We start from the raw sequence: 23,662 nt of genomic DNA on the forward strand, positions 1-23,662 counted from the left end.
ATGCATTTTCATCACTGTTGATGGGGCTGATAAAGCCCCATTTTTATTGGCGCTAAATATGACTGAACAACAACAAATTAGCCGCTCGCAAGCCTGGCTGGAAAGTTTACGACCTAAGACCTTACCGCTCGCCTTCGCGGCGATCATCGTCGGTACGGCATTAGCATGGTGGCAAGGGTTCTTTGATCCGCTGGTCGCTCTGCTGGCACTGATTACCGCAGGACTGCTGCAAATCCTGTCCAATCTCGCGAACGACTATGGCGATGCCGTTAAAGGCAGCGACAAGCCCGACCGTATTGGACCGCTGCGCGGTATGCAAAAAGGCGTTATTACCCAGCAAGAGATGAAGCGTGCGCTGATTGTCACCGTGGTCTTAATCTGCCTGTCCGGTCTGGCGCTGGTGGCGGTGGCCTGTCACACGCTGGCAGATTTTGTCGGCTTCCTGATTCTCGGCGGCCTGTCGATTATCGCCGCTATCACCTATACCGTCGGTAATCGTCCATACGGGTATATCGGTCTGGGTGATATTTCTGTACTGGTGTTCTTCGGCTGGCTGAGCGTGATGGGAAGCTGGTATCTGCAGGCGCATACGTTGATTCCGGCGCTCATTCTGCCTGCTACCGCCTGCGGCCTGCTGGCAACTGCCGTACTCAACGTTAACAACCTGCGCGATATCAACAGCGACAGAGAGAACGGCAAGAACACGCTGGTCGTGCGTTTAGGCGCTGTCAATGCCCGCCGCTACCACGCCTGTCTGCTGATGGGCACGCTGGTCTGCCTGGCGCTGTTTAACCTGTTCTCGCTGCAAAGTTTATGGGGATGGCTCTTTATCCTCGCCGCACCACTGCTGATTAAACAGGCACGCTACGTGATGCGTGAAATGGATCCGACGGCAATGCGCCCAATGCTGGAACGCACCGTAAAAGCGGCACTGTTGACTAACCTGCTGTTTGTTGTTGGAATTTTCTTAAGTCAGTGGTCTCTTTAACTGACAAATATCAATTAACAATTGATGATTTTGCCAACAGTACACATAGCGCGATATACTAAAAATTCTCGCAGCAACTGAACGTTGAGCCTATGAAATACGATACATCCGAGCTTTGTGACATCTATCAGGAAGATGTCAACGTCGTGGAACCACTGTTCTCTAACTTTGGAGGACGGTCGTCGTTTGGCGGGCAAATCATCACGGTAAAATGTTTCGAGGACAACGGGTTGCTGTACGATCTGCTCGAACAAAACGGCCGTGGTCGCATTCTGCTGGTCGATGGCGGCGGTTCTGTCCGTCGTGCGCTGGTCGATGCCGAACTGGCTCGACTGGCCGTACAGAATGAATGGGAAGGTCTGGTCATCTACGGCTCAGTCCGTCAGGTAGACGATCTGGAAGAACTGGATATCGGCATTCAGGCGATTGCCGCAATTCCGGTCGGTGCCGCAGGGGAAGGTATTGGGGAAAGCGATGTGCGCGTCAACTTTGGCGGCGTAACGTTCTTCTCTGGCGACCACCTGTACGCCGACAACACCGGGATAATCCTCTCCGAAGACCCGCTCGATATCGAGTAAAGAAAACACCGCAATTCGGTGTGATGCCAGTCGGTTAAACAACTGACTGGCTTTTTTTCGCTTCTAAAAATCTCCAGAGCCTCTTTTGCCATTTTCCCCTTCCGATTCCCCCATCCTGCGCATTGACGAAGAAAAAACTCTCTCTATACCTAATGATGAATCTCATCACTCTCATCACGAGGTCATCATGCATATCGATCTGACAGGTAAAAAAGCGCTGGTCACCGGAGCCAGTCGTGGATTAGGGCGCGCCATTGCACTGTCGCTGGCGAAAGCCGGTGCTGATGTTGTTATAACCTATGAAAAATCTGCGGAGAAAGCCCAGGCCGTTGCCGATGAAATTACAGCACTTGGCCGCCATGGTGAGGCCATTCAGGCAAACAGTGCAGACGCTCAGGCGATTCAGAACGCCGTAAACCGCACGGTACAGTCACTCGGAGGACTGCATATTCTGGTCAACAACGCAGGGATCGCACGCGGCGGCCCGCTGGAGTCGCTGTCACTGGAGGACATCGACGCATTGATTAACGTGAACATCCGTGGCGTGGTAGTTGCCATACAGGCCGCGCTGCCGCATCTCCCTGAAGGTGGGCGAATCATCAATATTGGCAGTTGTCTTGCCAACCGCGTCGCCCAGCCGGGGATTGCCGTCTACGCGATGACTAAATCAGCGCTCAACTCGCTAACCCGTGGCCTGGCTCGTGATCTCGGCCCACGGGGTATTACCGTTAATCTTGTCCATCCCGGTCCAACGGACAGTGATATGAACCCGGCAGATGGCGAGCAGGCAGAATCCCAACGACAGCTTATTGCGACAGGGCATTACGGAACACCGGAGGATGTTGCAGCGGCGGTGACGTTTCTGGCAAGCCCAGAGGCTGGGCAGATTTCCGGCACCGGTCTGGACGTAGATGGGGGTTTGAATGCCTGAAATTAACGTTGTGTTGCGGTAAAACGTTTGTATTGCCGGATGACGGCTTACGCCTTATCCGGCCTACACAGGAACGATTACGCAAGAGATTTCGTGTTGTAGCAAGGCGGCAAACGAAGGTATCCCCAGGAGCGTAGTAAACTACGTGACTGGGGTAACTGAGCGCAGCCAACGCAGCTACGGCACGAAAGATGAAGCGTAATTAGACTTCTTCCATACGACCCAGCAGGGCATGCAGACGATCCTGCCAGCCGTTCTGCTGTTCTTTCAGGCTGTTGTTCTCACGCTCCAGCTCTTCACGCTGCTGCTGTGCAGACTGAACTTCCTGCGACAGTGAGTTGTTCTTTTCTTTCAGCTCTTCGATTTCCATCTGCAACAGCGTGATGGTATCAATCGCCTGCTGTACTTTTGCTTCCAGTTTCTCAAACACTTCTAATGACATCGTCATACCTCTCCTGAATTGCAAGGCGTTGATGGATAAAAATCCTCGTCCCGATAACCGGCGACGCCTTAATAAAAACGAGCGCACACTACTTAACACCGATTGTATGAAGCCGCGCCATCCCTGTCCAGCGGCATCCCGCGCAGATTGCGGTTTGCAACACTTTTAATCTTTGTCCTGGTGACACAACCGTCATAACTCTTAAGTGTTAACAGGATGATCGGTGAAATGATTCAGCTCACACTATTTTTGTATAACAAATACCGCGCAATGGCGCGAAAACGCTCATTTTGTTGATGGAGTACACACATTTTAATTTCGATATTTCTCGTTTTTGAGCGTTAACGATAAATTAACAGTGTGCCTACCGGCTCCGGGGATGTCAGTGACCTTCTCGCATACAATAAACATTAAACTCTTCAGGATCCGATTATGAGTCAAACATCAACCTTGAAAGGCCAGTGCATTGCTGAATTCCTCGGTACCGGGTTGTTGATTTTCTTCGGTGTGGGTTGTGTCGCTGCACTCAAAGTGGCTGGTGCTACTTTTGGTCAGTGGGAAATCAGTATCATCTGGGGTCTGGGGGTAGCCATGGCTATCTATCTGACAGCAGGCGTTTCTGGCGCACACCTGAATCCCGCGGTAACTATCGCACTCTGGCTGTTCGCCTGTTTTGATAAACGCAAAGTTGTCCCTTTTATTATTTCGCAAATTGCCGGCGCCTTTTGCGCAGCGGCACTGGTTTACGGGCTTTATTACAATCTTTTCCTCGATTTTGAACAAACTAACCATATCGTGCGCGGCAGTACCGAGAGCCTGGGTCTGGCAGGTACTTTCTCCACCTATCCGAACCCGCATATCAATTTTGTGCAGGCCTTCGCGGTTGAAATGGTCATTACCGCTATTCTAATGGGGCTGATTCTGGCTCTGACCGACGATGGTAACGGTGTACCGCGTGGTCCGCTGGCACCACTGCTGATCGGCTTGTTGATTGCCGTTATTGGTGCTTCCATGGGTCCGCTGACAGGTTTTGCGATGAACCCGGCACGTGACTTCGGACCGAAACTCTTCGCCTGGATGGCAGGATGGGGCGAGATTGCCTTCACGGGTGGTCGTGATATCCCTTACTTCCTGGTTCCAGTGTTTGGCCCAATTACCGGCGCGATTTTGGGCGCATGGGCATATCGCAAACTGATTGGTCGCCATTTACCGTGCGATGTCTGCGCGATTGAAGAAAAAGATGCGGCGGCCAACACTCAACAAAAAGCTTCGCTGTAATGTGACTACGGGACAAAAATTATGACTGAAAAAAAATATATCGTTGCGCTCGACCAGGGCACCACCAGCTCCCGCGCGGTCGTAATGGACCACGATGCGAATATCGTTGCCGTTTCACAGCGCGAATTCGAGCAAATCTACCCGAAAGCAGGTTGGGTAGAACACGACCCAATGGAAATTTGGGCGACCCAAAGCTCTACGCTGGTTGAAGTTCTGGCGAAAGCCGATATCAGTTCCGATGAAATTGCAGCAATCGGTATTACCAACCAGCGTGAAACCACCATCGTCTGGGAGCGTGAGACCGGAAAACCAATCTATAACGCCATTGTGTGGCAGTGTCGTCGTACCGCGGATATCTGCGAAAAGCTCAAGCGCGATGGCATGGAAGAGTACATCCGTAACAACACCGGCCTGGTCATTGACCCGTACTTCTCTGGCACCAAAGTGAAGTGGATCCTCGACCACGTTGAAGGCTCGCGTGAGCGAGCTCGTCGCGGCGAGTTGCTGTTTGGTACCGTGGACACCTGGCTTATCTGGAAAATGACTCAGGGACGCGTACACGTCACGGATTACACCAACGCCTCGCGTACCATGCTGTTCAACATCCACTCCCTGGACTGGGATGACACGATGCTGGATGCGCTGGATATTCCGCGTGCCATGCTGCCGGAAGTTCGCCGTTCTTCTGAAGTCTACGGCCAGACCAACATTGGCGGTAAAGGCGGCACACGTATTCCTATCTCCGGTATCGCGGGTGACCAGCAGGCTGCACTATTTGGCCAGCTGTGCGTGAAAGAAGGGATGGCGAAGAACACCTACGGTACTGGCTGCTTCATGCTGATGAATACCGGCGAGAAAGCCGTTAAGTCAGAAAATGGACTGCTGACCACTATCGCTTGTGGCCCGACCGGGGAAGTGAACTACGCGCTGGAAGGTGCTGTGTTCATGGCGGGTGCGTCCATCCAGTGGCTACGTGATGAGATGAAACTCATCAGCGATGCATTCGACTCAGAGTATTTCGCCACCAAAGTGAAGGACACCAACGGCGTATATGTTGTTCCGGCGTTCACCGGTTTGGGTGCTCCATACTGGGACCCGTATGCACGTGGCGCCATCTTCGGCCTGACCCGTGGCGTAAACTCCAACCACATCATCCGCGCAACGCTTGAGTCTATCGCTTATCAGACGCGTGACGTGCTGGAAGCAATGCAGGCGGACTCCGGTATTCGTTTACACGCGCTGCGCGTGGATGGCGGTGCGGTAGCCAACAACTTCCTGATGCAGTTCCAGTCAGACATTCTCGGCACACGTGTAGAGCGTCCGGAAGTCCGCGAAGTCACCGCATTGGGTGCCGCGTACCTGGCTGGCCTGGCAGTAGGCTTCTGGCAGAATCTGGATGAGCTGCAGGAAAAAGCGGTCATTGAGCGTGAGTTCCGCCCAGGCATCGAAACCACCGAGCGTAACTTCCGTTACAGCGGCTGGAAAAAAGCGGTCAAACGCGCGCTGGCGTGGGAAGATCACGAGGAGTAATACGTCATTGCCGGATGGCGACGCTAAGGCGTCTTATCCGGCCTACATGCTTGTGTAGGCCGGATAAGGCAACGTCGCCGCCCGGTAAGTTATCTGTGCAGAAGTAACCCCCGAGCATATCAATTATTCCCTCACTCCCCTGTGCTACACTTCGCGCCATTCCTTTCAGCTACGAGTTTGCAATGAGACGAGAACTTGCCATTGAATTTTCACGCGTGACCGAAGCGGCCGCGCTGGCTGGCTATAAATGGCTGGGCCGCGGCGATAAAAATACCGCTGACGGCGCGGCGGTGAACGCCATGCGTATTATGCTCAACCAGGTCAACATCGACGGCACCATCGTGATTGGCGAAGGTGAGATCGACGAAGCGCCGATGCTGTTCATCGGCGAGAAAGTCGGAACCGGTCTCGGCGATGCGGTCGACATCGCCGTCGATCCCATCGAAGGCACACGCATGACGGCCATGGGCCAGGCCAACGCGCTGGCGGTACTGGCTGTCGGCGACAAGGGTTGCTTCCTGAACGCGCCGGATATGTACATGGAAAAGCTGATTGTCGGCCCTGGCGCCAAAGGTTCAATCGACCTGAACCTGTCGCTGGAAGCCAACCTGCGTAATGTCGCCAGCGCGCTCAACAAACCGCTCGGCGAACTGACCGTCACCATTCTGGCGAAACCACGCCACGATGAAACCATCGCCGAAATGCAGGCGCTGGGCGTTCGCGTCTTCGCGATTCCCGACGGCGACGTGGCCGCGTCTATTCTGACCTGCATGCCCGACAGCGAAGTTGACGTGCTGTATGGCATTGGTGGCGCACCGGAAGGTGTCGTCTCTGCCGCCGTTATCCGCGCGCTGGATGGCGACATGCAAGGCCGCCTGCTGGCTCGCCATGACGTCAAAGGCGACAGCGAAGAGAACCGTCGTATCGGCGAACAGGAGCTGGCTCGCTGCGCCGCGATGGGTATTGAGGCAGGTAAAGCGCTGCGTCTGGATGAAATGGCCCGCAGCGACAACGTTATTTTCTCCGCAACCGGGATCACCAAAGGCGATCTGCTGGAAGGCATTAGCCGCAAAGGTAATATCGCCACCACCGAAACGCTGCTGATCCGTGGGAAATCACGTACGATCCGTCGTATTCAGTCCATCCACTACCTCGATCGCAAAGATCCGGATGTACAGACGCATATCCTGTAATTGATTTGATCAATAGAGCCTTCCAGCCCATCTGGGCTGGAAATCTTTTGTGCAACGAACGAAGATAAGGCAATCACAGCAGACAGGAGAAAACCATGGCAGATTGGGTAACAGGCAAAGTCACTAAGGTACAGAACTGGACCGATGCCTTATTTAGTTTGACCGTGCGAGCTCCGGTTCTTCCCTTCACGGCAGGTCAGTTTACCAAACTCGGCCTCGAAATCGACGGCGAGCGCGTCCAGCGAGCCTATTCCTACGTGAATGCGCCTGATAACCCCGATTTAGAGTTCTATCTGGTGACGGTTCCTGACGGAAAACTCAGCCCCCGTCTGGCCGCACTGAAGCCTGGCGACGAAGTACAGGTAGTGAGCGAAGCAGCCGGTTTCTTCGTGCTGGATGAAGTCCCCGATTGCGACACACTGTGGATGCTGGCAACCGGCACGGCTATCGGCCCATATTTATCGATTCTGCAGTTGGGCAAAGATCTGGACCGTTTTAAAAATCTGGTGCTGGTCCATGCCGCACGTTATGCCGCCGATTTAAGCTATCTGCCGTTGATGCAGGCGCTTGAAAAGCGTTACGAAGGTAAATTACGCATCCAGACGGTTGTCAGCCGTGAAACCGCCGCAGGTTCATTAACCGGGCGAGTTCCGGCGTTGATTGAAAGCGGCGCGCTGGAAACGGTAGTTGGGCTACCCATGGATACAGCAACCAGTCATGTGATGCTCTGTGGTAACCCGCAAATGGTACGCGACACGCAGCAGTTGCTGAAAGAAACCCGGCAGATGACCAAACATCTGCGCCGTCGACCGGGCCATATGACCGCTGAGCATTACTGGTAAGCACGTTTCACTGCCCGGTAAGCGTCCCGGGCATTTTGCCGGATGGCGACGCTGGCGCGCCTTATCCGGCCTACGAGTCAGCTCTGTATTTTACGTCCTGCGTGTCCTTCCCGTATTTATTTGCATCCTGGGTGCCGACAAAGGCGCCCAGATCGATAAGCATGCCAACCAGAATCAACGTCGGTACAAAGCGGCCTACCGCCCATTGCCAGGCACCAGGCAATACTGCCCAGTTTCCGGCCAGCAGCATCCATGCAAGAATCATCAGGAACGCCCACGCGCCGGAGCGACCCCGATCATGCAGACGTTTTACTGTGACTGCAGCCGTCGGCCACAGCAGACAGACCAGACAAAATGCCGCCGTCTGGATATCGAGCAATTGTTTACTCGCCAGCGAAAACAAAACCAGCATCCCGACAATCCACAGGCCTATCCAAATCCAGAAATCACGGCGTCCAAGACGCCCTTTAAATGAGAATAACCACTGCTGTATGGTCATGTAGATTCCTTTATTATTACCTTCCAGAACAGTTTACCCTTTTGACAAGCCTGACGGTTACCGTTTTAATCGTGAGCAGAGAGAATGAAAGGTACGATTGATGAAGCAAGGATTGACACTGTTTTTATTATTGTTTTCAGCCTTAACCGCCAGTACTGCGGCACGGGCGGAAGAGCCATCGACGGCAACCACGGCCCCCTATTTACTGGCAGGGGCGCCGACCTTTGATCTGTCGATTAGCCAGTTTCGCGAAAACTTTAATACGCAGAATCCGAAGCTTATTCTGAATGAGTTCCGTGCCATCGACAGCAGCCGCGATCGGGCAAATCTCACCCGTGCCGCCAGTAAAATCAATGAAAACCTGTATGCGTCCTCCGCCCTTGAGCGCGGCACCTTAAAAATCAAAAGTATGCAGATAACCTGGCTGCCGATTCAGGGGCCAGAACAAAAGGCGGCCAAAGCGAAAGCGCTGGAATACATGACCGCCGTCATTCGCACCGTCGCGCCGCTACTGACGAAAGAGCAAAGCCAGAAAAAGCTGCAAAAATTACTCGCTGCCGGCAAAGGCAAGCGCTATTACGCTGAAACAGAAGGCGCAATCCGCTATGTCATCGCAGATAACGGTGAAAAAGGGCTGACCTTCGCTGTTGAACCGATTAAGCTGGCACTATCAGAAAGTCTTGAGAAAGCGAATTGATGACAAAAAGCAAAGCCTTTCAGGGGATGAATCTCTATACTGTTTCACAGACCATGCTGCCCTGACGGGCGGCCATATTCCTTAATTCGCTGACAAGCGTGGAGAAATGAAATGCGACATCCTTTAGTGATGGGTAACTGGAAACTGAACGGCAGCCGCCACATGGTAAACGAACTGGTTGCTAATCTGCGTAAAGAACTGGCTGGCGTTGCTGGCTGTGCAGTAGCAATCGCTCCACCGGAAATGTATATCGACCTGGCGAAACACGCCGCTGCCGGTAGCCACATCATTCTGGGCGCGCAGAACGTTGACCTGAACCTGTCTGGCGCATTCACCGGTGAAACTTCTGCTGAAATGCTGAAAGATATCGGCGCGCAGTACATCATTATCGGTCACTCTGAGCGTCGTACTTACCACAAAGAGTCTGACGAGCTGATCGCGAAGAAATTCGCTGTGCTGAAAGAGCAAGGTCTGACCCCGGTTCTGTGCATCGGTGAAACCGAAGCGGAAAACGAAGCAGGCAAAACTGAAGAAGTTTGCGCACGCCAGATTGACGCCGTGCTGAAAACTCAGGGCGCAGCAGCATTCGAAGGCGTGGTTATCGCTTACGAACCTGTATGGGCTATCGGTACCGGTAAATCTGCAACGCCTGCTCAGGCTCAGGCAGTCCACAAATTCATCCGTGACCACATTGCTAAAGCTGATGCGAAAATCGCTGAACAGGTTATCATCCAGTACGGCGGTTCCGTAAACGCAGCAAACGCTGCTGAACTGTTCGCTCAGCCGGACATCGACGGCGCGCTGGTTGGCGGTGCATCTCTGAAAGCAGACGCTTTCGCAGTGATCGTTAAAGCCGCTGAAGCCGCTAAACAGGCCTAAGTTGTTAAGGCGGGAGGAGCACTCCTCCCGCTGTATTAACTACCAGTATCCCAACCAGTGCCACCAGAAGGCGCCGGTCACACCCCAAATGGTCAGGTTGACCACACTCATCACCAGTCCCGTTCTCCACCACTCCGCCAGCGTGACATAGCCCGAACCAAAGATGATCGGCGCAGTACCCGTGCCATAGTGCGTGAGCGACATCATCAACGAGGAGGAGAAGCCCAGCATCAGACCGAGCAGCGCCGGTGGGGCACCGAGGCCTAATCCGGCAGCAAAGAAAGCCGCGAACATGGCCGTGATATGTGCAGTGGTACTGGCGAAAAAGTAGTGTGAATAGACATAAAGCAGGATCAACAGCAGCGTGGCGATACTCCAGTGCACGCCGAGATGGTCAATTGCACTACCAACACTCGTCGCCAGCCACCCCACCAGACCCAGTTTGCTCAGGAAATCCGCCATCATAACCAGTGCGGCAAACCAGACTATCGTATCCCATGCCCCGCGGCATTTAAGAATGTCATCCCAGCTCAATACACCCGCCATCAATAGAATCGACAATCCAATTAACGCGGCGCTAGTGGGGTTTACGCTCCAGGCACTGCCCATCAGCATTGCTGGAACACCCGCCCATAGACAGAGCAGCAAAATGAACACCCCCAGGGTGATTTTCTCTGCCAAAGAAAGTGGACCCAGCGCATCCAGTTTTTGCCGCGCAAACTGCGGCGCATTTGGCGTGCGCGTGATAGCTGGCGGATAGAGCCACCAGATGACAATAGGCATCACGACCAGTGAGACAACGGCAGGAAGAAGCGCCGCAATCGCCCACATTCCCCAGGTCATGTTCAGCACGCCATCCGTCCCCTTTGTCAAAAAACTGACGATTAACGGATTAGGTGCGGTCGCGGTGATGAACATTGCCGAGCTGATCGGGTTAATGTTGTAGTTCACCAGCGCGAGATAACGGCCCGTTGAGCCATTCTCGGCATGGCCTGGCTGCGAGCCGAGGCTCTCCGCAATCGCCCGCATTACCGGGTGGATAATGCCGCCACCACGCGCGGTATTGCTTGGCGTTACGGGTGCAATTAGCGTTTCTGCCAGCGTTAGCGCCCAGGCGATACCCAACGTTCTTTTGCCAAACAAAGCAATAAACCCATAGCCAATACGCGCGCCCAGGCCGGTCTTTAACAGACTTTGCGACAGCATAATGGATAAACCAATCAGCCAGATTAGCTGGTTAGAAAAACCACTTAACGCATCGCTCAGCGCCGCGGTGGGTTTACCGGGATGCGTTACGCCAGTCATGGCTACCAGCATAATTGCCACAATCGCAATCGCGCCGATAGGCATGGCTTTACCAATAATTGCCGCGATAGTACCGATAAATAACGCCAGCAGATGCCACGCTTCGGGGGTAACATCTGCTGGACATGGGATAACAAACCAGATGGTCAGCGTAATAACAATCGAGATGATGGCAGGCCAACAGCGGATGGGGGTCAATCTGTCCATGAATCAATCCTTGAGTTTCCAGCACGCAATTATGCGCTCAGGTATTAACCGATATCGGTGCGCATAATACAATTCACCCACTCACAAAACAAAAAATTAACATTCCGATACAACTATAATTTCCCCAACACGCTAAACCACACATAATCCAGCGGCAGCAGTATCAGATACGTTGCCGCCGCCAGCGTGATACACAGCAGCATTCCCGCCCTTGCAGGTACTTTCCCAAGCGCCATCGCCACCACGATCGGTGAAGCCTGATACGGCAACAGTGGTGTGGAATAACCCAGCACCTGGATCATAATCACCGACAGCAGCGGGAATCCCGTCGCATCGGCAAAGCTTTGCGCCAACGTGGTATACAGCGCCGGAACGCCGTTCGCCGTCATAATAAAATTAAGCGCCGTGGTAATACCGGTCAGCGCGAGGAAACTGGTAAACGGCTTTTCCGCATCCAGCGGCATCACCTGTAACAGCGCCTCGCCTACCGCGCTACTAATACCGGTCTGCGTGACGGTGATCGCCAGCCCCAGAATACCCGCCACATAAATACAGGTACGAATGTTGACCCCAGTGGAAAACTCGTCGCCATTGATAAAGCCAACCCGTGGGAGCAATGTGATAACTGCCGCCGCCAGCCCAGTCCACGCGGGGCCAATGCCGTGCCAGCTTTCGCTTACCCAAAGAAGCAACACCACCGCTAACATCCAGGCCAGACGTTTTTCATCTCCACTCATCGGTTCCGACGGCGTGAGATCGCGCGGCGCATGGGGCTTGCCAGGGAACAGCCAGCAGATAAGCACGATGAGAACCGCGCCTTTAAGCCAACCCAGAACCGGCGTATGCAGCAGCAAATAGGGAAGATAATTGAGGTGGATGCCGTAAGAGCCTTCCGCAGCGCCGCTCATCACCAGATTCGGTACGTTTGCGGGTAAAATCGTCGCAGAAAGCTGGAATGTCCCAAACCCAACGGCCAGTGCCAGACCATACCAGGCGCGCGTACCATCGTTAATTCCAGCCCGTTTCGCCATCGCTGCGACAATCGGCATCAGCAACGCAATACGCCCCATGTTGGACGGCATGACAAACGCCAGCGCGTAACTCAACAGCACCACACTCGCCACCATTAACGGCCAGGAGTCGGTCAACCGTGATGACAGCGCCCTCGCCGCCCTGTCCGCCAGCCCCGTTTTACGAATCGCGATACCCAGCACAAAGCCGCTAAACACCAACCAGAATGCGGAGGACGCAAAGCCGCCAAAGATCACATCCGGTGGCGCGATTTTGGCCACCATCGCCACGGCAAAGAACAGCAGCGCCGTGATAAACTCCGGCAGCAGCGACGTAGCCCAGAGCAGAATGGTGATGCCAACCACCAAAGAGGGGATAAACAGAGGGTGTGTAAGCCAGAGCGACATGCCTGTCTCCTGTTGTTTTTTTCAACAAGAATACGGGGACAGGCATGCGGAGTAAACGCCAGATTAGGTGGGGTTAACGCAGAATATCACATTGATGATCCTGAATTTCCTCAGCGGAGGCGAGATTGAACGCCAGCAGATTGCGCTGGATCGCCAGCAAAACAAAGGATTCATCGCTCTGACGCACCATTGCCAGGGCGTAGCGGCCCATATGATCACGCGCATCCGGCACCTCTTCTGCCAGCATCATAAACGGGCTACGTTGCGCCAGTTCATTTTCCGTGACGCGACGCGCCAGATATTCATGACCGCGCAGTCCGCCGGGCAATGGCAACCAGCGAGTGCTGATTTCCGCCAGATTGTCATCCAGTTGTTGTCTGACATCGGTTCGCAGGCAGGAGATATGAATATGCAAATGATTTTGTGTACGCCCGCTGCGCGAGTTAATGGTCAGGGAGACCGCTTTGTCAGGGATTTCATGGCCGTATTTTTGGCTCATAAAGCTACGCGCCTGCCAGGCCAGCCAGAAAAAGTTCGGCGTGCCTGATTTCAACAGCAGTGGGCTTTCCGTACCGTTGATGCGGTAAGTGGGCATCAACAAATATTGCAAAGGGCCGTTACGGTCTTTAAACACCACATATCCGGCATCGGGTTTAACTTCAGTACACGGCGCGGGATCGTGCTGCTGCAATTGATGTGGCAGGCATTGCTCAAGGACTATCTGGCGTAACGCGTCCGGGTTACCGCTAAATTTCCAGTACCCAACGCCTGCAGCGGCGGCGACCACAATCACCGCCAGTAAAAGATAGCCTGCTTTTTTCATTACGCGTTTCCTGTATCCCATTGAAGGGCAAGAGTAACGCAAAACGATGACAAATAAAAAAACCCGGTCGCGCTATGCCACCGGGTCGGTAAATCACAGAACTTATTTAGCGTTTGCTGATCTGGTCGAACGTACCGCCGTTAGAAAAGTGTTCTTTCTGCGCTTTTGTCCAGCCGCCAAACTCTTCGTCGATGGTGAACAGCTTCAGCTTCGGAAATGCGCTTTCGTATTTCTTCGCGACGTCAGCATCACGCGGGCGATAGTAGTTTTTCGCCGCAATTTCCTGACCTTCCGGGGAATAGAGATACTTCAGATAAGCTTCTGCCACCGCTTTGGTATCTTTCTTTTCCACCACTTTGTCGACCACGGAAACGGTCGGCTCGGCGAGGATAGACTCACTTGGGGTGACTATCTCGAATTTATCTTTGCCCAGCTCATTCGTTGCCAGCAACGCTTCGTTTTCCCAGGCAATCAGCACATCGCCAATCCCTCGTTCAACAAACGTATTAGTTGAGCCCCGCGCACCGGAATCCAGTACTTCAACGTTTTTAAACAGTGCTTTGACGAAGTCCTGCGCTTTGGCCTGATCGTTGTTATTGTGGTGCAGAGCGTAGCCCCATGCTGCCAGATAGTTCCAGCGTGCGCCGCCTGAGCTTTTCGGGTTTGGCGTAATGACCGACACGCCTGGTTTGATCAGATCGTTCCAGTCATGAATTTGCTTTGGGTTGCCTTTGCGAACCAGGAACACGATGGTGGAGGTGTAAGGCGCGGAGTTATCCGGCAGGCGCTTAATCCAGTTTTTATCGATACGGCCACGTTCTGCAATGGCGTCCACATCGTAAGCCAGCGCCAGCGTCACGACATCGGCCTCAATACCGTTGATGACAGAGGTTGCTTGCTTACCCGAACCGCCGTGCGACTGACGGATCACGACGTTATCGCCTGTTTCCTGCTTCCAGTGCGCACTGAAGGCTTTATTGTACTGCTCGTACAGCTCACGTGTTGGATCGTACGATACGTTAAGTAGCTGTATATCCTTTGCCAGAACGCTGGTCGATGCCAGCAATAATGTTAACCCTACGCCCCATTTGTTCATCGCCCAGCTCTCTTATGTGATGTTGTGATGAGCAAAGCGTGCCAGAAAGGGATCCAAACATTAAAGAATAAAAAAAGATTTGCTATAACCTGGGGGAATAAATAAGAAAGGTTGTGCCGGATGACGGCTTACGCCTTATCCGGCCTACAGCGTGTACTCTTGTAGGCCCGGTAAGCGAAACGCCACCGGGCAACAAAAAACAATCAGTACAGTTTTTTCGCGCAGTCCAGCCAGTCACCTTTGAACGGACGCTTCATGTTTTCGATAGCGTCGATGATGTCGTGGTGAACCAGCTGCTCGTTCTGAATACCTACACAGCGACCGCCGTGACCTTCCAGCAGAAGTTCAATGGCATAGGCGCCCATACGGGATGCCAGGATACGATCGTAAGGAACCGGGGAACCACCACGCTGAATGTGACCCAGCACGGTAGAACGCGTTTCACGGCCCGTTTCTTTCTCAATGTAATGTGCCAGTTCATCAACGTCACACATGTGCTCAGTGATCGCGACGATGGCGTGTTTTTTACCTTTTGCAATGCCGGCTTTGATTTCAGCAACCAGATCGTCACGGCTAAATTCAACTTCCGGAACCACAACAAATTCACAGCCACCGGCAATTGCTGCAGCCAGAGTCAGGTCGCCGCAGTAGCGACCCATCACTTCAACGATGGAGATACGCTGGTGAGAAGAAGAAGTATCACGCAGACGGTCAATCGCTTCGACGACGGTACCCAATGCGGTGAAGTAACCGATGGTGTAGTCAGTACCTTTAATATCGTTGTCGATAGTGCCCGGCAAACCGATGCACGGGAAGCCCATTTCAGTCAGGCGTTTTGCACCCATGTAAGAACCGTCACCACCGATAACAACTAATGCGTCGATGCCACGTTTCTTCAGATTTTCGATAGCCACTGCACGCACGTTTTCGTCGCGGAATTCCGGGAAGCGAGCAGAACCGAGGAAAGTACCACCACGGTTGATCATGTCGGACACGCTGTAGCGATCAAGCTGAACCATACGGTCTTCATACAAACCCAGGTAGCCATCATGGATCCCCATGACTTCCAGTCCTTCCGTTAACGCTGCACGTACAACACCACGGATTGCTGCGTTCATGCCCGGCGCATCACCGCCGCTTGTCAACACACCGATTTTCTTAATCATGACTACCTCTGAACTTTGGAATGCAAAATGAAATCTGCTGCCGGAAGTCGATTCCGCATATCGAAACGATCCAACGAATATGCAGATAGTATAACAATCACTTCCTGCTGAATTGATTCAGGTCAGGCCAAATGGTGGTAATTTATACACAACATGCTGGCCCGGCTCACTTTTTTACAATGAATTATGAAAGCTCAAACATCTTGCCTTCCTTGGGTACGACTGAACAGGGATCCTGGTGAATAATCACATCCGATCCCGGGAAACGTCGTAAAATTGCCTGCTCAACCTGTTCAGCCACTATATGCGCCTGAACGAGCGGCAGATTATCTTCCATTTCCAAATGAATCTGAATAAAGCGGGTCGGCCCTGACTGCCGCGTGCGAAGATCGTGAGCGCCGCTGACCCCTGGCCATGACGTCACTATATCAATAATTTCCTGACGTTCTTCATCGGGTAAAGCGCGATCCAACAAGGATTGCACTGCCTCATACCCCATGCGTAATGCACTATATAAAATATAGATGCCAATCCCGAGCGCAAACAAGGCATCCGCACGATGCCAACCATACCAGGCCAGTCCAAGCGCCACGAGAATCGCACCGTTCATCATAACATCAGACTGATAATGAAGCATATCTGCCCGTACAGCCTGACTTTGCGTACGTTTAACCACCCAGCGCTGAAACGTGACCAGAATAATTGTACACACTAACGCAATGATGGTGACCACCACCCCAACGCCAGGATCTTTCATCGGCGTCGGCTGGATGAGATGCTGAATCCCGGTCAGGAATAAAAACAACGCCGAACCGGAAATAAACATGCTTTGCGCCAGCGCCGCCAGTGATTCCGCTTTTCCGTGTCCGAACGTATGTTCATCATCGGCCGGTTGCAACGAATAGCGCACCACCAACAGGTTGGTTAACGACGCCGCGATGTCCACCAGAGAATCCACCAGTGCAGCCAGAATACTGACCGATCCGGTGTACCACCACGCAAAAATTTTGATCAAAAGTAACAGCGATGCCATCACGGTAGCCGCGATTGCCGCCCGGCTAACCAGCCGCCCATAGGTTTGATTCATAAACACTCCTGCCAGGATATGCCGCTAGTATAACGGATGAAGTAAAACAGTCAGGCAATTACCGAGTGACAAATTTGGGGCAAAAAAAACCCCCACATCATGTGGGGGAAGACAGGGATGGTGTCTATGGCAAGGAAAACAGGGTTACTACTGGGAACGTGAGTTGCTACTACTCAATAAATTTAACGATGAGCTTTGTTTCCAGTGCGCTACGTCGCGCAGTTGCTCCATTCGTTGTTCATGTTTCTCATTTAAAACCGCTTGCTGCTCGGGCGTTAACAGGCGATACATCTGGTTGCGGACCCTGGCTATTTCAACCTGGCGGGCAACCTGTTCTTGTGCCATTTTTTCTGCCTGAGCGCGCACAGCGCTTTCATCAAATTTCTCTGCGGTGACAAGACGATGCATTGTCTCCATTTCGCTAACATTAACAGGAGGCTGTTCGTGTCTTGCCTGCTGCATTAAATCTCGCATCTGTTGACGTTGATGTTCGGTTAAACTGATACCGTCAAACATGTGGCTCTGTACGCTGCGCTGCGATGAGCCTTCACCGAGGTGCCAGTGATCGCCTGTGACGACTTCAGCTGCATGGCTTAAAGTACTAAGTGCCAGCGTTGAGGCCATGACGGCAGCGGTAACTTTGCCCATCACTTGCTCCCAAAATCTTTTCTGTCGCGATTCAACGAGAGACAGTTTACGATTCGGGCTGCAAACATGCGTCAGGGGGTGTAAAACAACGTAAAGTCATAGATTAGCGACGCCTGATGACGTAATTTCTGCCTCGGAGGTACGTAAACAATGAATAAAATCCTGTTAGTTGATGATGACCGAGAGCTGACTTCCCTGTTAAAGGAGTTGCTCGAAATGGAAGGTTTCGATGTGCTGGTTGCCCATGATGGGGAGCAGGCACTTGAGCTTCTGGATGACAGCATCGATTTACTTTTGCTCGACGTCATGATGCCGAAAAAAAACGGCATCGATACACTGAAAGCGCTTCGTCAGACACACCAGACGCCCGTAATCATGCTGACCGCTCGCGGCAGCGAATTGGATCGCGTACTCGGCCTTGAGCTGGGCGCGGACGACTATTTGCCCAAACCCTTTAACGACCGTGAACTGGTCGCGCGCATCCGCGCTATTCTGCGTCGCTCGCACTGGAGTGAACAACAGCAGAACAGCGACAACGGTTCACCGACGCTGGAAGTGGATGCGTTAAGCCTGAATCCGGGTCGCCAGGAAGCCAGTTTTGATGGGCAAACCCTGGAGTTAACCGGCACCGAATTCACCCTGCTTTATTTACTGGCACAGCATCTCGGCCAGGTCGTTTCTCGTGAACACCTGAGTCAGGAAGTGCTGGGCAAACGCCTGACGCCGTTTGACCGCGCGATCGACATGCATATCTCGAACCTGCGTCGTAAGCTGCCAGAGCGTAAAGACGGACACCCATGGTTTAAAACTCTGCGTGGTCGCGGCTACCTGATGGTCTCCGCTTCATGATAGGGAGCTTAACCGCACGCATCTTTGCCATCTTCTGGTTGACGCTGGCACTGGTGTTGATGTTGGTGCTGATGTTACCCAAGCTCGACTCACGCCAGATGACCGAGCTACTGGACAGCGAGCAGCGCCAGGGGTTGATGATTGAGCAACACGTTGAAGCTGAACTGGCGAACGATCCACCCAACGATTTGATGTGGTGGCGTCGCTTGTTTCGGGCAATAGACAAGTGGGCGCCGCCAGGGCAGCGGTTATTGCTTGTTACTACAGAAGGACGTGTGATCGGTGCAGAACGCAACGAAATGCAGATCATTCGTAACTTTATTGGTCAGGCCGATAACGCCGACCATCCGCAAAAGAAAAAATATGGTCGCGTTGAGATGGTCGGGCCCTTCTCCGTCAGAGACGGTGAAGATAACTACCAGCTGTATCTCATTCGACCTGCCAGCAGCTCACAATCTGACTTTATCAACCTGCTGTTCGACCGGCCGCTGTTGTTACTGATCGTCACCATGCTCGTCAGCTCGCCGCTGCTGCTTTGGCTGGCATGGAGCCTGGCGAAACCGGCGCGTAAGTTGAAAAATGCGGCAGATGAGGTGGCACAGGGTAACCTGCGTCAGCATCCGGAACTGGAAGCCGGCCCGCAGGAATTTCTGGCAGCAGGTGCCAGTTTTAACCAGATGGTGACCGCGCTGGAACGCATGATGACCACGCAGCAACGCCTGCTGTCGGACATCTCTCACGAGTTGAGAACGCCACTCACACGTTTGCAACTGGGGACTGCGCTGCTGCGCCGTCGTAGCGGTGAGAGCAAAGAGCTGGAGCGGATTGAAACTGAAGCACATCGGCTGGACAGCATGATCAACGACCTGCTGGTGATGTCGCGTAATCAGCAGAAGAACGCGCTGGTCAGTGAAACGGTGAAAGCCAATCAGCTGTGGGGCGAAGTACTGGATAACGCCGCCTTTGAAGCCGAGCAGATGGGTAAATCGCTGACAGTGAATTTCCCGCCGGGTCCGTGGCCGCTGTATGGCAACCCGAACGCACTGGAAAGCGCATTGGAAAACATTGTGCGCAATGCCCTGCGCTATTCACATACGAAGATCGAAGTGGGCTTCTCGGTGGATATCGACGGGATTACCATCACCGTGGACGACGACGGCCCAGGAGTTAGCCCTGAAGACAGAGAACAGATTTTCCGTCCGTTCTATCGTACCGATGAGGCCCGCGATCGCGAGTCTGGCGGAACGGGTCTGGGTCTGGCTATTGTGGAAACCGCAATCCAGCAGCATCGCGGCTGGGTGAAGGCCGAAGACAGCCCGCTGGGTGGTTTACGGCTGGTAATTTGGTTGCCGCTGTATAAGCGTTCCTGAGTCTCTCTGTGGTGCCGGATGGCGGCGTAAATGCCTCATCCGGCCTCCACGGACTGGAAGAATTATTTCCCCCACAAACGGCGGGAATTGTCCTCGATTTTGCCGCTTAAACGGCGCTTCTGCATCGTTCTGGTCCAGCTTTTCGATAGCCCCGCAGCCGACAGCAAACGGTGATACTGGTCGTCATCAAACGGCATATGCCAGGCAATGGCAATCGCCTCCTGCACACTGACATCGCTCACGCGTGACGCCAGGATCAACGGCGCGTCCGCCGATACCAGCCCGGGAGCAATGACGCTGCACAGCCAACCCGTCTTGCCCGCATCCTGCATCTGGCTGGCCATATCGCTGATGCCAAAATGGAAATTTAGCTTAAAGCACGGCGAGCGCGGCTGCGTGACCTGAATCAACGCCTCGCCCCACTGGAAAATATCGCCAATATAGACATTCTCTTCTGTCAGCCCAAGCGTTGAGAGGTTCTCCCCAAAGGCGGGGGCGACAAATAACTCCGCCTGTTCGGGGAATTCTTGTATCCAGTGCTGATAGTGTTCACGCGGATAGTGGCACAACGCACGATCCGGCCCGCCGTGAATTTTAGTCTCCGCCTGTTCATCACCCGTGAGCCCCAGATCGGTCAGCATCAGCTCGCCATCAACCTGAACTTTAGCAATCGCGCTGGGACGGCTTCCCGTGTAGTCCCGAATCTTGCCTGTAAAAACATCGACCGGATATCGCATCTGTTCCCTCTCCCGATAAATTTCTCCCATTACACCATATTTATTTTACCCCAGTCGCTCAAAATGAGAGCACGGTTCACATGAAACTTAGGGACACATGCTATCAATGTAAGCTGGTTTTGAAACATCATTTCAATTAAGGAGTCGACAACGTGACTGGTCAATCGCAATTTGCTGGCGTCTGGTGTCCTTCCATTACGCCAATGGACAATGACGGCAAGATCGATCTTAACGGTCTGAGCCAGCATCTCAAACGCCTTACCGAGGCCAAAATCGACGTAATTTTGCTGATGGGCAGCATCGGGGAATTTGCCTCCTTTACGCTCGAAGAAAGGCTGTTGCTGATCCGTGAAGCCCGTGCCATGAGCTCGCTGAAGATGGTCGCCAACGTCTCATCCACTTGCCAGAACGATGTGCTGTTGATGGCACAGGAAGCGTATCGCGCCGGTTACGATGCCGTGATGATCCTACCACCTTACTATTACGGGCAAACGGCGAAACAGCTCCTGAGCTACTTCCGTCAATTGGGGCAGAAACTCAGCGGCAAATGGTTTGCCTATAACTTCCCGGCGCGAACCGGTTGTGATTTAACGCCTGAACTGGTTGCCACGCTGGCAGCTGAATTCCCGAACTTTGCTGGCATTAAAGATACCGTGGACTGCCAGTCCCACACCCGCAGCATGATCCAGACAACACGTGCCGTGCGGGAAGATTTTGCGGTGCTGTCGGGTTATGACGAATACTATATTCCTAACCTGCTGGCAGGTGGCGCGGGGATTATTTCAGGATTAAACAACGTCATGCCGGCGCTGTTTGTCAGCGCACGAGAAGCATTTAAGCAGGGGGATCTGGCTGCACTTCGCGATATTCAGGACCAGATTGGCACCTACATGTCCATCTACGCCATCGGTGAGGATTTCGTCACCACCATCAAAACCGTGGTATCGCGTAAGTTTGGCTATTGCACCGGGGTTTCGCGTAATGCAGGCGGGGAGCTGAATGAAAGTGAGTGTCGAACAATTGATGAGGTGTTTGTAATCAAGGGTTAAAACGGTTAAGCCGGATGGTACAAACCATCCGGCTTAATCACGTTACTTCACCGCGTTGCGCATATCGATTGCCGCCGCTCTGGCTTTGACTCTTTTCGACCAGATGGACGTGATAATCGGCACGAGGATGGAGGTTACAATCACTGACGTCGCCACCAGAGAGGTTGCCGCCGGTGCCATGGGTTTAAACGCCGGAACCATTTCCGCAATCAGCACCGGTGTGGCGACCGCCGCCCCCGCAGAGCTGGAAGCTGCAATTCCTGCCGTACCATCGCCGCCGCCAATCAGTTTATCGGCAATAATCAGCGGGATACCGGTGATGATAATCACCGCCACGCCCAGCAGAATACCCAGTACGCCGGTCTGTGCAATCACGCTCAAATCAATGGTGTTACCTAATGCGAAGGCGAAGAAAGGGATCAGCGTCTGCACGGCCTTACTGAAGAATTCCCGCAGTTCAGGGTCCAGATTCCCCAGCGCAAAGCCAATCAGGAACGGCAATACTGCACCAACAAATACGTGCGGTTCAAACGACGCGATCCCGGCAGTTCCCAGAATCACCATGGTCATCAGCGGACCTGACTCCAGCGACATCAGGACAAACGCCCCGGCCTCTTCTTTGGTGCCGTACTGCTGCATAATCGAGGCATACAGCCCGCCGTTAGTCATATCCATGGCCGCCACCAGCGCCAGCGTAGACAACCCGGCGAAGAACCCGACTTCCACGCCATGTTCAGGCAGAATGCGCGATGCAATCGCCGCAACCACCCACGCCACCAGGATCTTAGTTATCACTAACGTGCCGGATTTACGCAGTACGGTTCCGGTAGCGCTCAGCTTAATCGACGCTCCCATGCAAAAGAACCAGACTGCCAGAATCGGCACCGTACCGGTGATCATACCGTTGGTAAATGAGCCGAAGTATTTCCCGGCGCCGGGGGAAAAGGTGTGACACAACGCGCCCAGAAACAGCGGCACCAACATCATACCGCCTGGGATTTTCTCTATCGTACGTTTGATCTGCATTTCCATCACCTGTAGACATAAAAATGGGGCAATTTTTATGGGCGACTGCATCTTGCTTTTGAGATGCGCCCGTCTTGATGAAAAGAAGATAGACATTCGTAGAGACTATAAAAGTGATCTCACCCACATAATAAAACCTTGTTTCAATTTAAATGGATCATTGTTTTTATATTGATTTTGATCACAAAAAAACCCCCACAAGCATCGCTTGCAGGGGCTTAGTTAACGCGTCGAACTTATTTTTTTGCAGCGAAACGTGCAGCAGCTTCGTCCCAGTTCACTACGTCCCAGAACGCCTTGATGTAGTCCGGGCGACGGTTCTGGAATTTCAGGTAGTAAGCGTGTTCCCAAACGTCCAGACCCACGATCGGGAAGCCGGAAGCGCCAGAGATTGCTTCACCCATCAGCGGGGAATCCTGGTTAGCAGTGGAAACAACAGCCAGTTTGTCACCTTTCAGCACCAGCCACGCCCAGCCGGAACCGAAACGAGTTGCTGCTGCTTTTTCAAATTCAGCTTTGAAGTTGTCAACAGAACCGAAGTCACGTTCGATAGCCGCTTTCAGGTCGCCCTGCAACGTGGTACCGGTTTTCAGGCCTTTCCAGAACAGGCTGTGGTTAGCGTGACCGCCCGCGTTGTTACGCAGAACGGTTTTCTTATCCGCAGGCAGCTGATCCAGTTTGGTGATCAGTTCTTCAGCGGACAGGCTCGCGAATTCAGGCAGGCTTTCCAGCGCAGCATTAGCGTTATTTACGTAAGCCTGGTGGTGTTTGGTGTGGTGGATTTCCATCGTCTGCTTATCGAAGTGCGGTTCAAGGGCATCATAAGCGTACGGCAGGGATGGCAGTGTATAACTCATAATCATCTCCAGTATTGTCGGGCGGCCAGTGTTAACGCCGCGTAAGCAGTTGGGTCATTATAGTTAATTAAATGATATTGAAAATGATTATCAATGCCGTACTTTTTACATGGTTTTAATTATTCATCACCATTGCTGAAGATGTGAGCCAAATCACCCAGTTAACG

At 53.1% G+C, this 23,662-nt stretch carries 24 protein-coding genes; 12 read left to right on the top strand and 12 right to left on the bottom strand.

Annotation, left to right across the window (positions count from 1 at the left end; genetic code table 11):
* Positions 1 to 58: 58 nt before the first annotated feature.
* From menA to OGX91_RS13390, 3 genes are all read left to right on the top strand, one after another.
* Positions 59 to 988 carry a 1,4-dihydroxy-2-naphthoate polyprenyltransferase gene (menA, locus tag OGX91_RS13380; protein WP_005121721.1) on the top strand — a complete coding sequence of 310 codons (930 nt, stop codon included), beginning with the start codon at positions 59 to 61 and terminating at the stop codon, positions 986 to 988.
* A 92-nt stretch (positions 989 to 1,080) separates the two neighbouring features.
* Positions 1,081 to 1,566: a ribonuclease E activity regulator RraA gene (rraA, locus tag OGX91_RS13385; protein WP_003028798.1), complete on the top strand. Its 486-nt coding sequence runs from the start codon at positions 1,081 to 1,083 to the stop codon at positions 1,564 to 1,566.
* Between the two features lie 187 nt (positions 1,567 to 1,753).
* Positions 1,754 to 2,497, top strand: a complete 744-nt coding sequence (locus tag OGX91_RS13390; protein ID WP_199947731.1) for an SDR family NAD(P)-dependent oxidoreductase — start codon at positions 1,754 to 1,756, stop codon at positions 2,495 to 2,497.
* A gap of 202 nt (positions 2,498 to 2,699) precedes the next feature.
* Here OGX91_RS13390 and zapB read toward each other — a convergent pair whose 3' ends face one another.
* Positions 2,700 to 2,945 (bottom strand): septal ring assembly protein ZapB, encoded by a 246-nt coding sequence (gene zapB / locus OGX91_RS13395; protein ID WP_005121725.1) that lies wholly within the window; start codon positions 2,943 to 2,945, stop codon positions 2,700 to 2,702.
* Between the two features lie 426 nt (positions 2,946 to 3,371).
* Between zapB and OGX91_RS13400 the strand changes: the two genes are divergently transcribed.
* The 4 genes from OGX91_RS13400 (at position 3,372) to fpr (ending at position 7,782) form a co-directional block, all read left to right on the top strand.
* A complete protein-coding gene (locus OGX91_RS13400; RefSeq protein WP_005121726.1) occupies positions 3,372 to 4,217 on the top strand; it encodes an MIP/aquaporin family protein in 846 nt (281 codons plus the stop codon).
* Between the two features lie 21 nt (positions 4,218 to 4,238).
* Positions 4,239 to 5,747, top strand: a complete 1,509-nt coding sequence (glpK, locus tag OGX91_RS13405) for a glycerol kinase GlpK (protein ID WP_040233045.1) — start codon at positions 4,239 to 4,241, stop codon at positions 5,745 to 5,747.
* Positions 5,748 to 5,929: 182 nt separating this feature from the next.
* On the top strand, positions 5,930 to 6,940 hold the full coding sequence (gene glpX / locus OGX91_RS13410) for a class II fructose-bisphosphatase (protein ID WP_040233046.1): 1,011 nt from the start codon (positions 5,930 to 5,932) through the stop codon (positions 6,938 to 6,940).
* Between the two features lie 95 nt (positions 6,941 to 7,035).
* On the top strand, positions 7,036 to 7,782 hold the full coding sequence (gene fpr, locus OGX91_RS13415; protein ID WP_149692178.1) for a ferredoxin--NADP(+) reductase: 747 nt from the start codon (positions 7,036 to 7,038) through the stop codon (positions 7,780 to 7,782).
* 70 nt (positions 7,783 to 7,852) lie between these two features.
* On the opposite strand, the gene OGX91_RS13420 is transcribed toward fpr, so the two are convergent.
* Positions 7,853 to 8,281, bottom strand: coding sequence for a DUF805 domain-containing protein (locus OGX91_RS13420; RefSeq protein WP_286626510.1), 429 nt, complete (start codon positions 8,279 to 8,281; stop codon positions 7,853 to 7,855).
* A gap of 100 nt (positions 8,282 to 8,381) precedes the next feature.
* Here OGX91_RS13420 and OGX91_RS13425 point away from each other — a divergent pair, with 100 nt between their 5' ends.
* Entirely contained in the window at positions 8,382 to 8,978 is a 597-nt protein-coding gene (locus OGX91_RS13425; protein WP_286626512.1) for a DUF1454 family protein, read from the top strand.
* Between the two features lie 111 nt (positions 8,979 to 9,089).
* Positions 9,090 to 9,857 (top strand): triose-phosphate isomerase, encoded by a 768-nt coding sequence (tpiA, locus tag OGX91_RS13430; RefSeq protein ID WP_003028783.1) that lies wholly within the window; start codon positions 9,090 to 9,092, stop codon positions 9,855 to 9,857.
* A 39-nt stretch (positions 9,858 to 9,896) separates the two neighbouring features.
* Here tpiA and OGX91_RS13435 read toward each other — a convergent pair whose 3' ends face one another.
* The 7 genes from OGX91_RS13435 to cpxP form a co-directional block, all read right to left on the bottom strand.
* On the bottom strand, positions 9,897 to 11,369 hold the full coding sequence (locus OGX91_RS13435; protein WP_149692176.1) for a DASS family sodium-coupled anion symporter: 1,473 nt from the start codon (positions 11,367 to 11,369) through the stop codon (positions 9,897 to 9,899).
* 113 nt (positions 11,370 to 11,482) lie between these two features.
* Positions 11,483 to 12,787, bottom strand: coding sequence for an SLC13 family permease (locus OGX91_RS13440; RefSeq protein WP_286626515.1), 1,305 nt, complete (start codon positions 12,785 to 12,787; stop codon positions 11,483 to 11,485).
* Between the two features lie 73 nt (positions 12,788 to 12,860).
* On the bottom strand, positions 12,861 to 13,610 hold the full coding sequence (locus tag OGX91_RS13445) for a CDP-diacylglycerol diphosphatase (protein WP_149692174.1): 750 nt from the start codon (positions 13,608 to 13,610) through the stop codon (positions 12,861 to 12,863).
* A gap of 106 nt (positions 13,611 to 13,716) precedes the next feature.
* Positions 13,717 to 14,706, bottom strand: coding sequence for a sulfate/thiosulfate ABC transporter substrate-binding protein Sbp (gene sbp / locus OGX91_RS13450; protein ID WP_005121747.1), 990 nt, complete (start codon positions 14,704 to 14,706; stop codon positions 13,717 to 13,719).
* A gap of 203 nt (positions 14,707 to 14,909) precedes the next feature.
* On the bottom strand, positions 14,910 to 15,872 hold the full coding sequence (gene pfkA, locus OGX91_RS13455; RefSeq protein ID WP_005121749.1) for a 6-phosphofructokinase: 963 nt from the start codon (positions 15,870 to 15,872) through the stop codon (positions 14,910 to 14,912).
* A 184-nt stretch (positions 15,873 to 16,056) separates the two neighbouring features.
* Complete coding sequence (gene fieF / locus OGX91_RS13460; RefSeq protein ID WP_040233055.1) at positions 16,057 to 16,959, bottom strand: CDF family cation-efflux transporter FieF; 903 nt, start codon at positions 16,957 to 16,959, stop codon at positions 16,057 to 16,059.
* 147 nt (positions 16,960 to 17,106) lie between these two features.
* Positions 17,107 to 17,607: a cell-envelope stress modulator CpxP gene (gene cpxP, locus OGX91_RS13465; RefSeq protein ID WP_005121753.1), complete on the bottom strand. Its 501-nt coding sequence runs from the start codon at positions 17,605 to 17,607 to the stop codon at positions 17,107 to 17,109.
* Positions 17,608 to 17,757: 150 nt separating this feature from the next.
* Here cpxP and cpxR point away from each other — a divergent pair, with 150 nt between their 5' ends.
* A complete protein-coding gene (cpxR, locus tag OGX91_RS13470) occupies positions 17,758 to 18,456 on the top strand; it encodes an envelope stress response regulator transcription factor CpxR (RefSeq protein WP_005121756.1) in 699 nt (232 codons plus the stop codon).
* Positions 18,453 to 19,826, top strand: coding sequence for an envelope stress sensor histidine kinase CpxA (gene cpxA, locus OGX91_RS13475; protein WP_005121758.1), 1,374 nt, complete (start codon positions 18,453 to 18,455; stop codon positions 19,824 to 19,826). The genes cpxR and cpxA overlap by 4 nt, the downstream gene beginning before the upstream one ends.
* A gap of 62 nt (positions 19,827 to 19,888) precedes the next feature.
* On the opposite strand, the gene yiiM is transcribed toward cpxA, so the two are convergent.
* Positions 19,889 to 20,563, bottom strand: coding sequence for a 6-hydroxyaminopurine reductase (gene yiiM / locus OGX91_RS13480; RefSeq protein WP_149692173.1), 675 nt, complete (start codon positions 20,561 to 20,563; stop codon positions 19,889 to 19,891).
* 152 nt (positions 20,564 to 20,715) lie between these two features.
* On the opposite strand from yiiM, the gene OGX91_RS13485 reads away from it, so the two are divergent.
* The gene (locus OGX91_RS13485; protein WP_188232354.1) at positions 20,716 to 21,612 is read left to right on the top strand and encodes a dihydrodipicolinate synthase family protein; all 897 of its coding nucleotides are present in this window, start codon (positions 20,716 to 20,718) and stop codon (positions 21,610 to 21,612) included.
* 42 nt (positions 21,613 to 21,654) lie between these two features.
* On the opposite strand, the gene kdgT is transcribed toward OGX91_RS13485, so the two are convergent.
* Positions 21,655 to 22,638: a 2-keto-3-deoxygluconate transporter gene (gene kdgT / locus OGX91_RS13490; RefSeq protein ID WP_040233060.1), complete on the bottom strand. Its 984-nt coding sequence runs from the start codon at positions 22,636 to 22,638 to the stop codon at positions 21,655 to 21,657.
* 236 nt (positions 22,639 to 22,874) lie between these two features.
* Entirely contained in the window at positions 22,875 to 23,495 is a 621-nt protein-coding gene (gene sodA / locus OGX91_RS13495; protein WP_005121766.1) for a superoxide dismutase [Mn], read from the bottom strand.
* Positions 23,496 to 23,662: the final 167 nt, after the last annotated feature.

The organism is Citrobacter sp. Cpa228, assembly GCF_030333085.1.
Lineage (GTDB): Bacteria > Pseudomonadota > Gammaproteobacteria > Enterobacterales > Enterobacteriaceae > Citrobacter > Citrobacter pasteurii.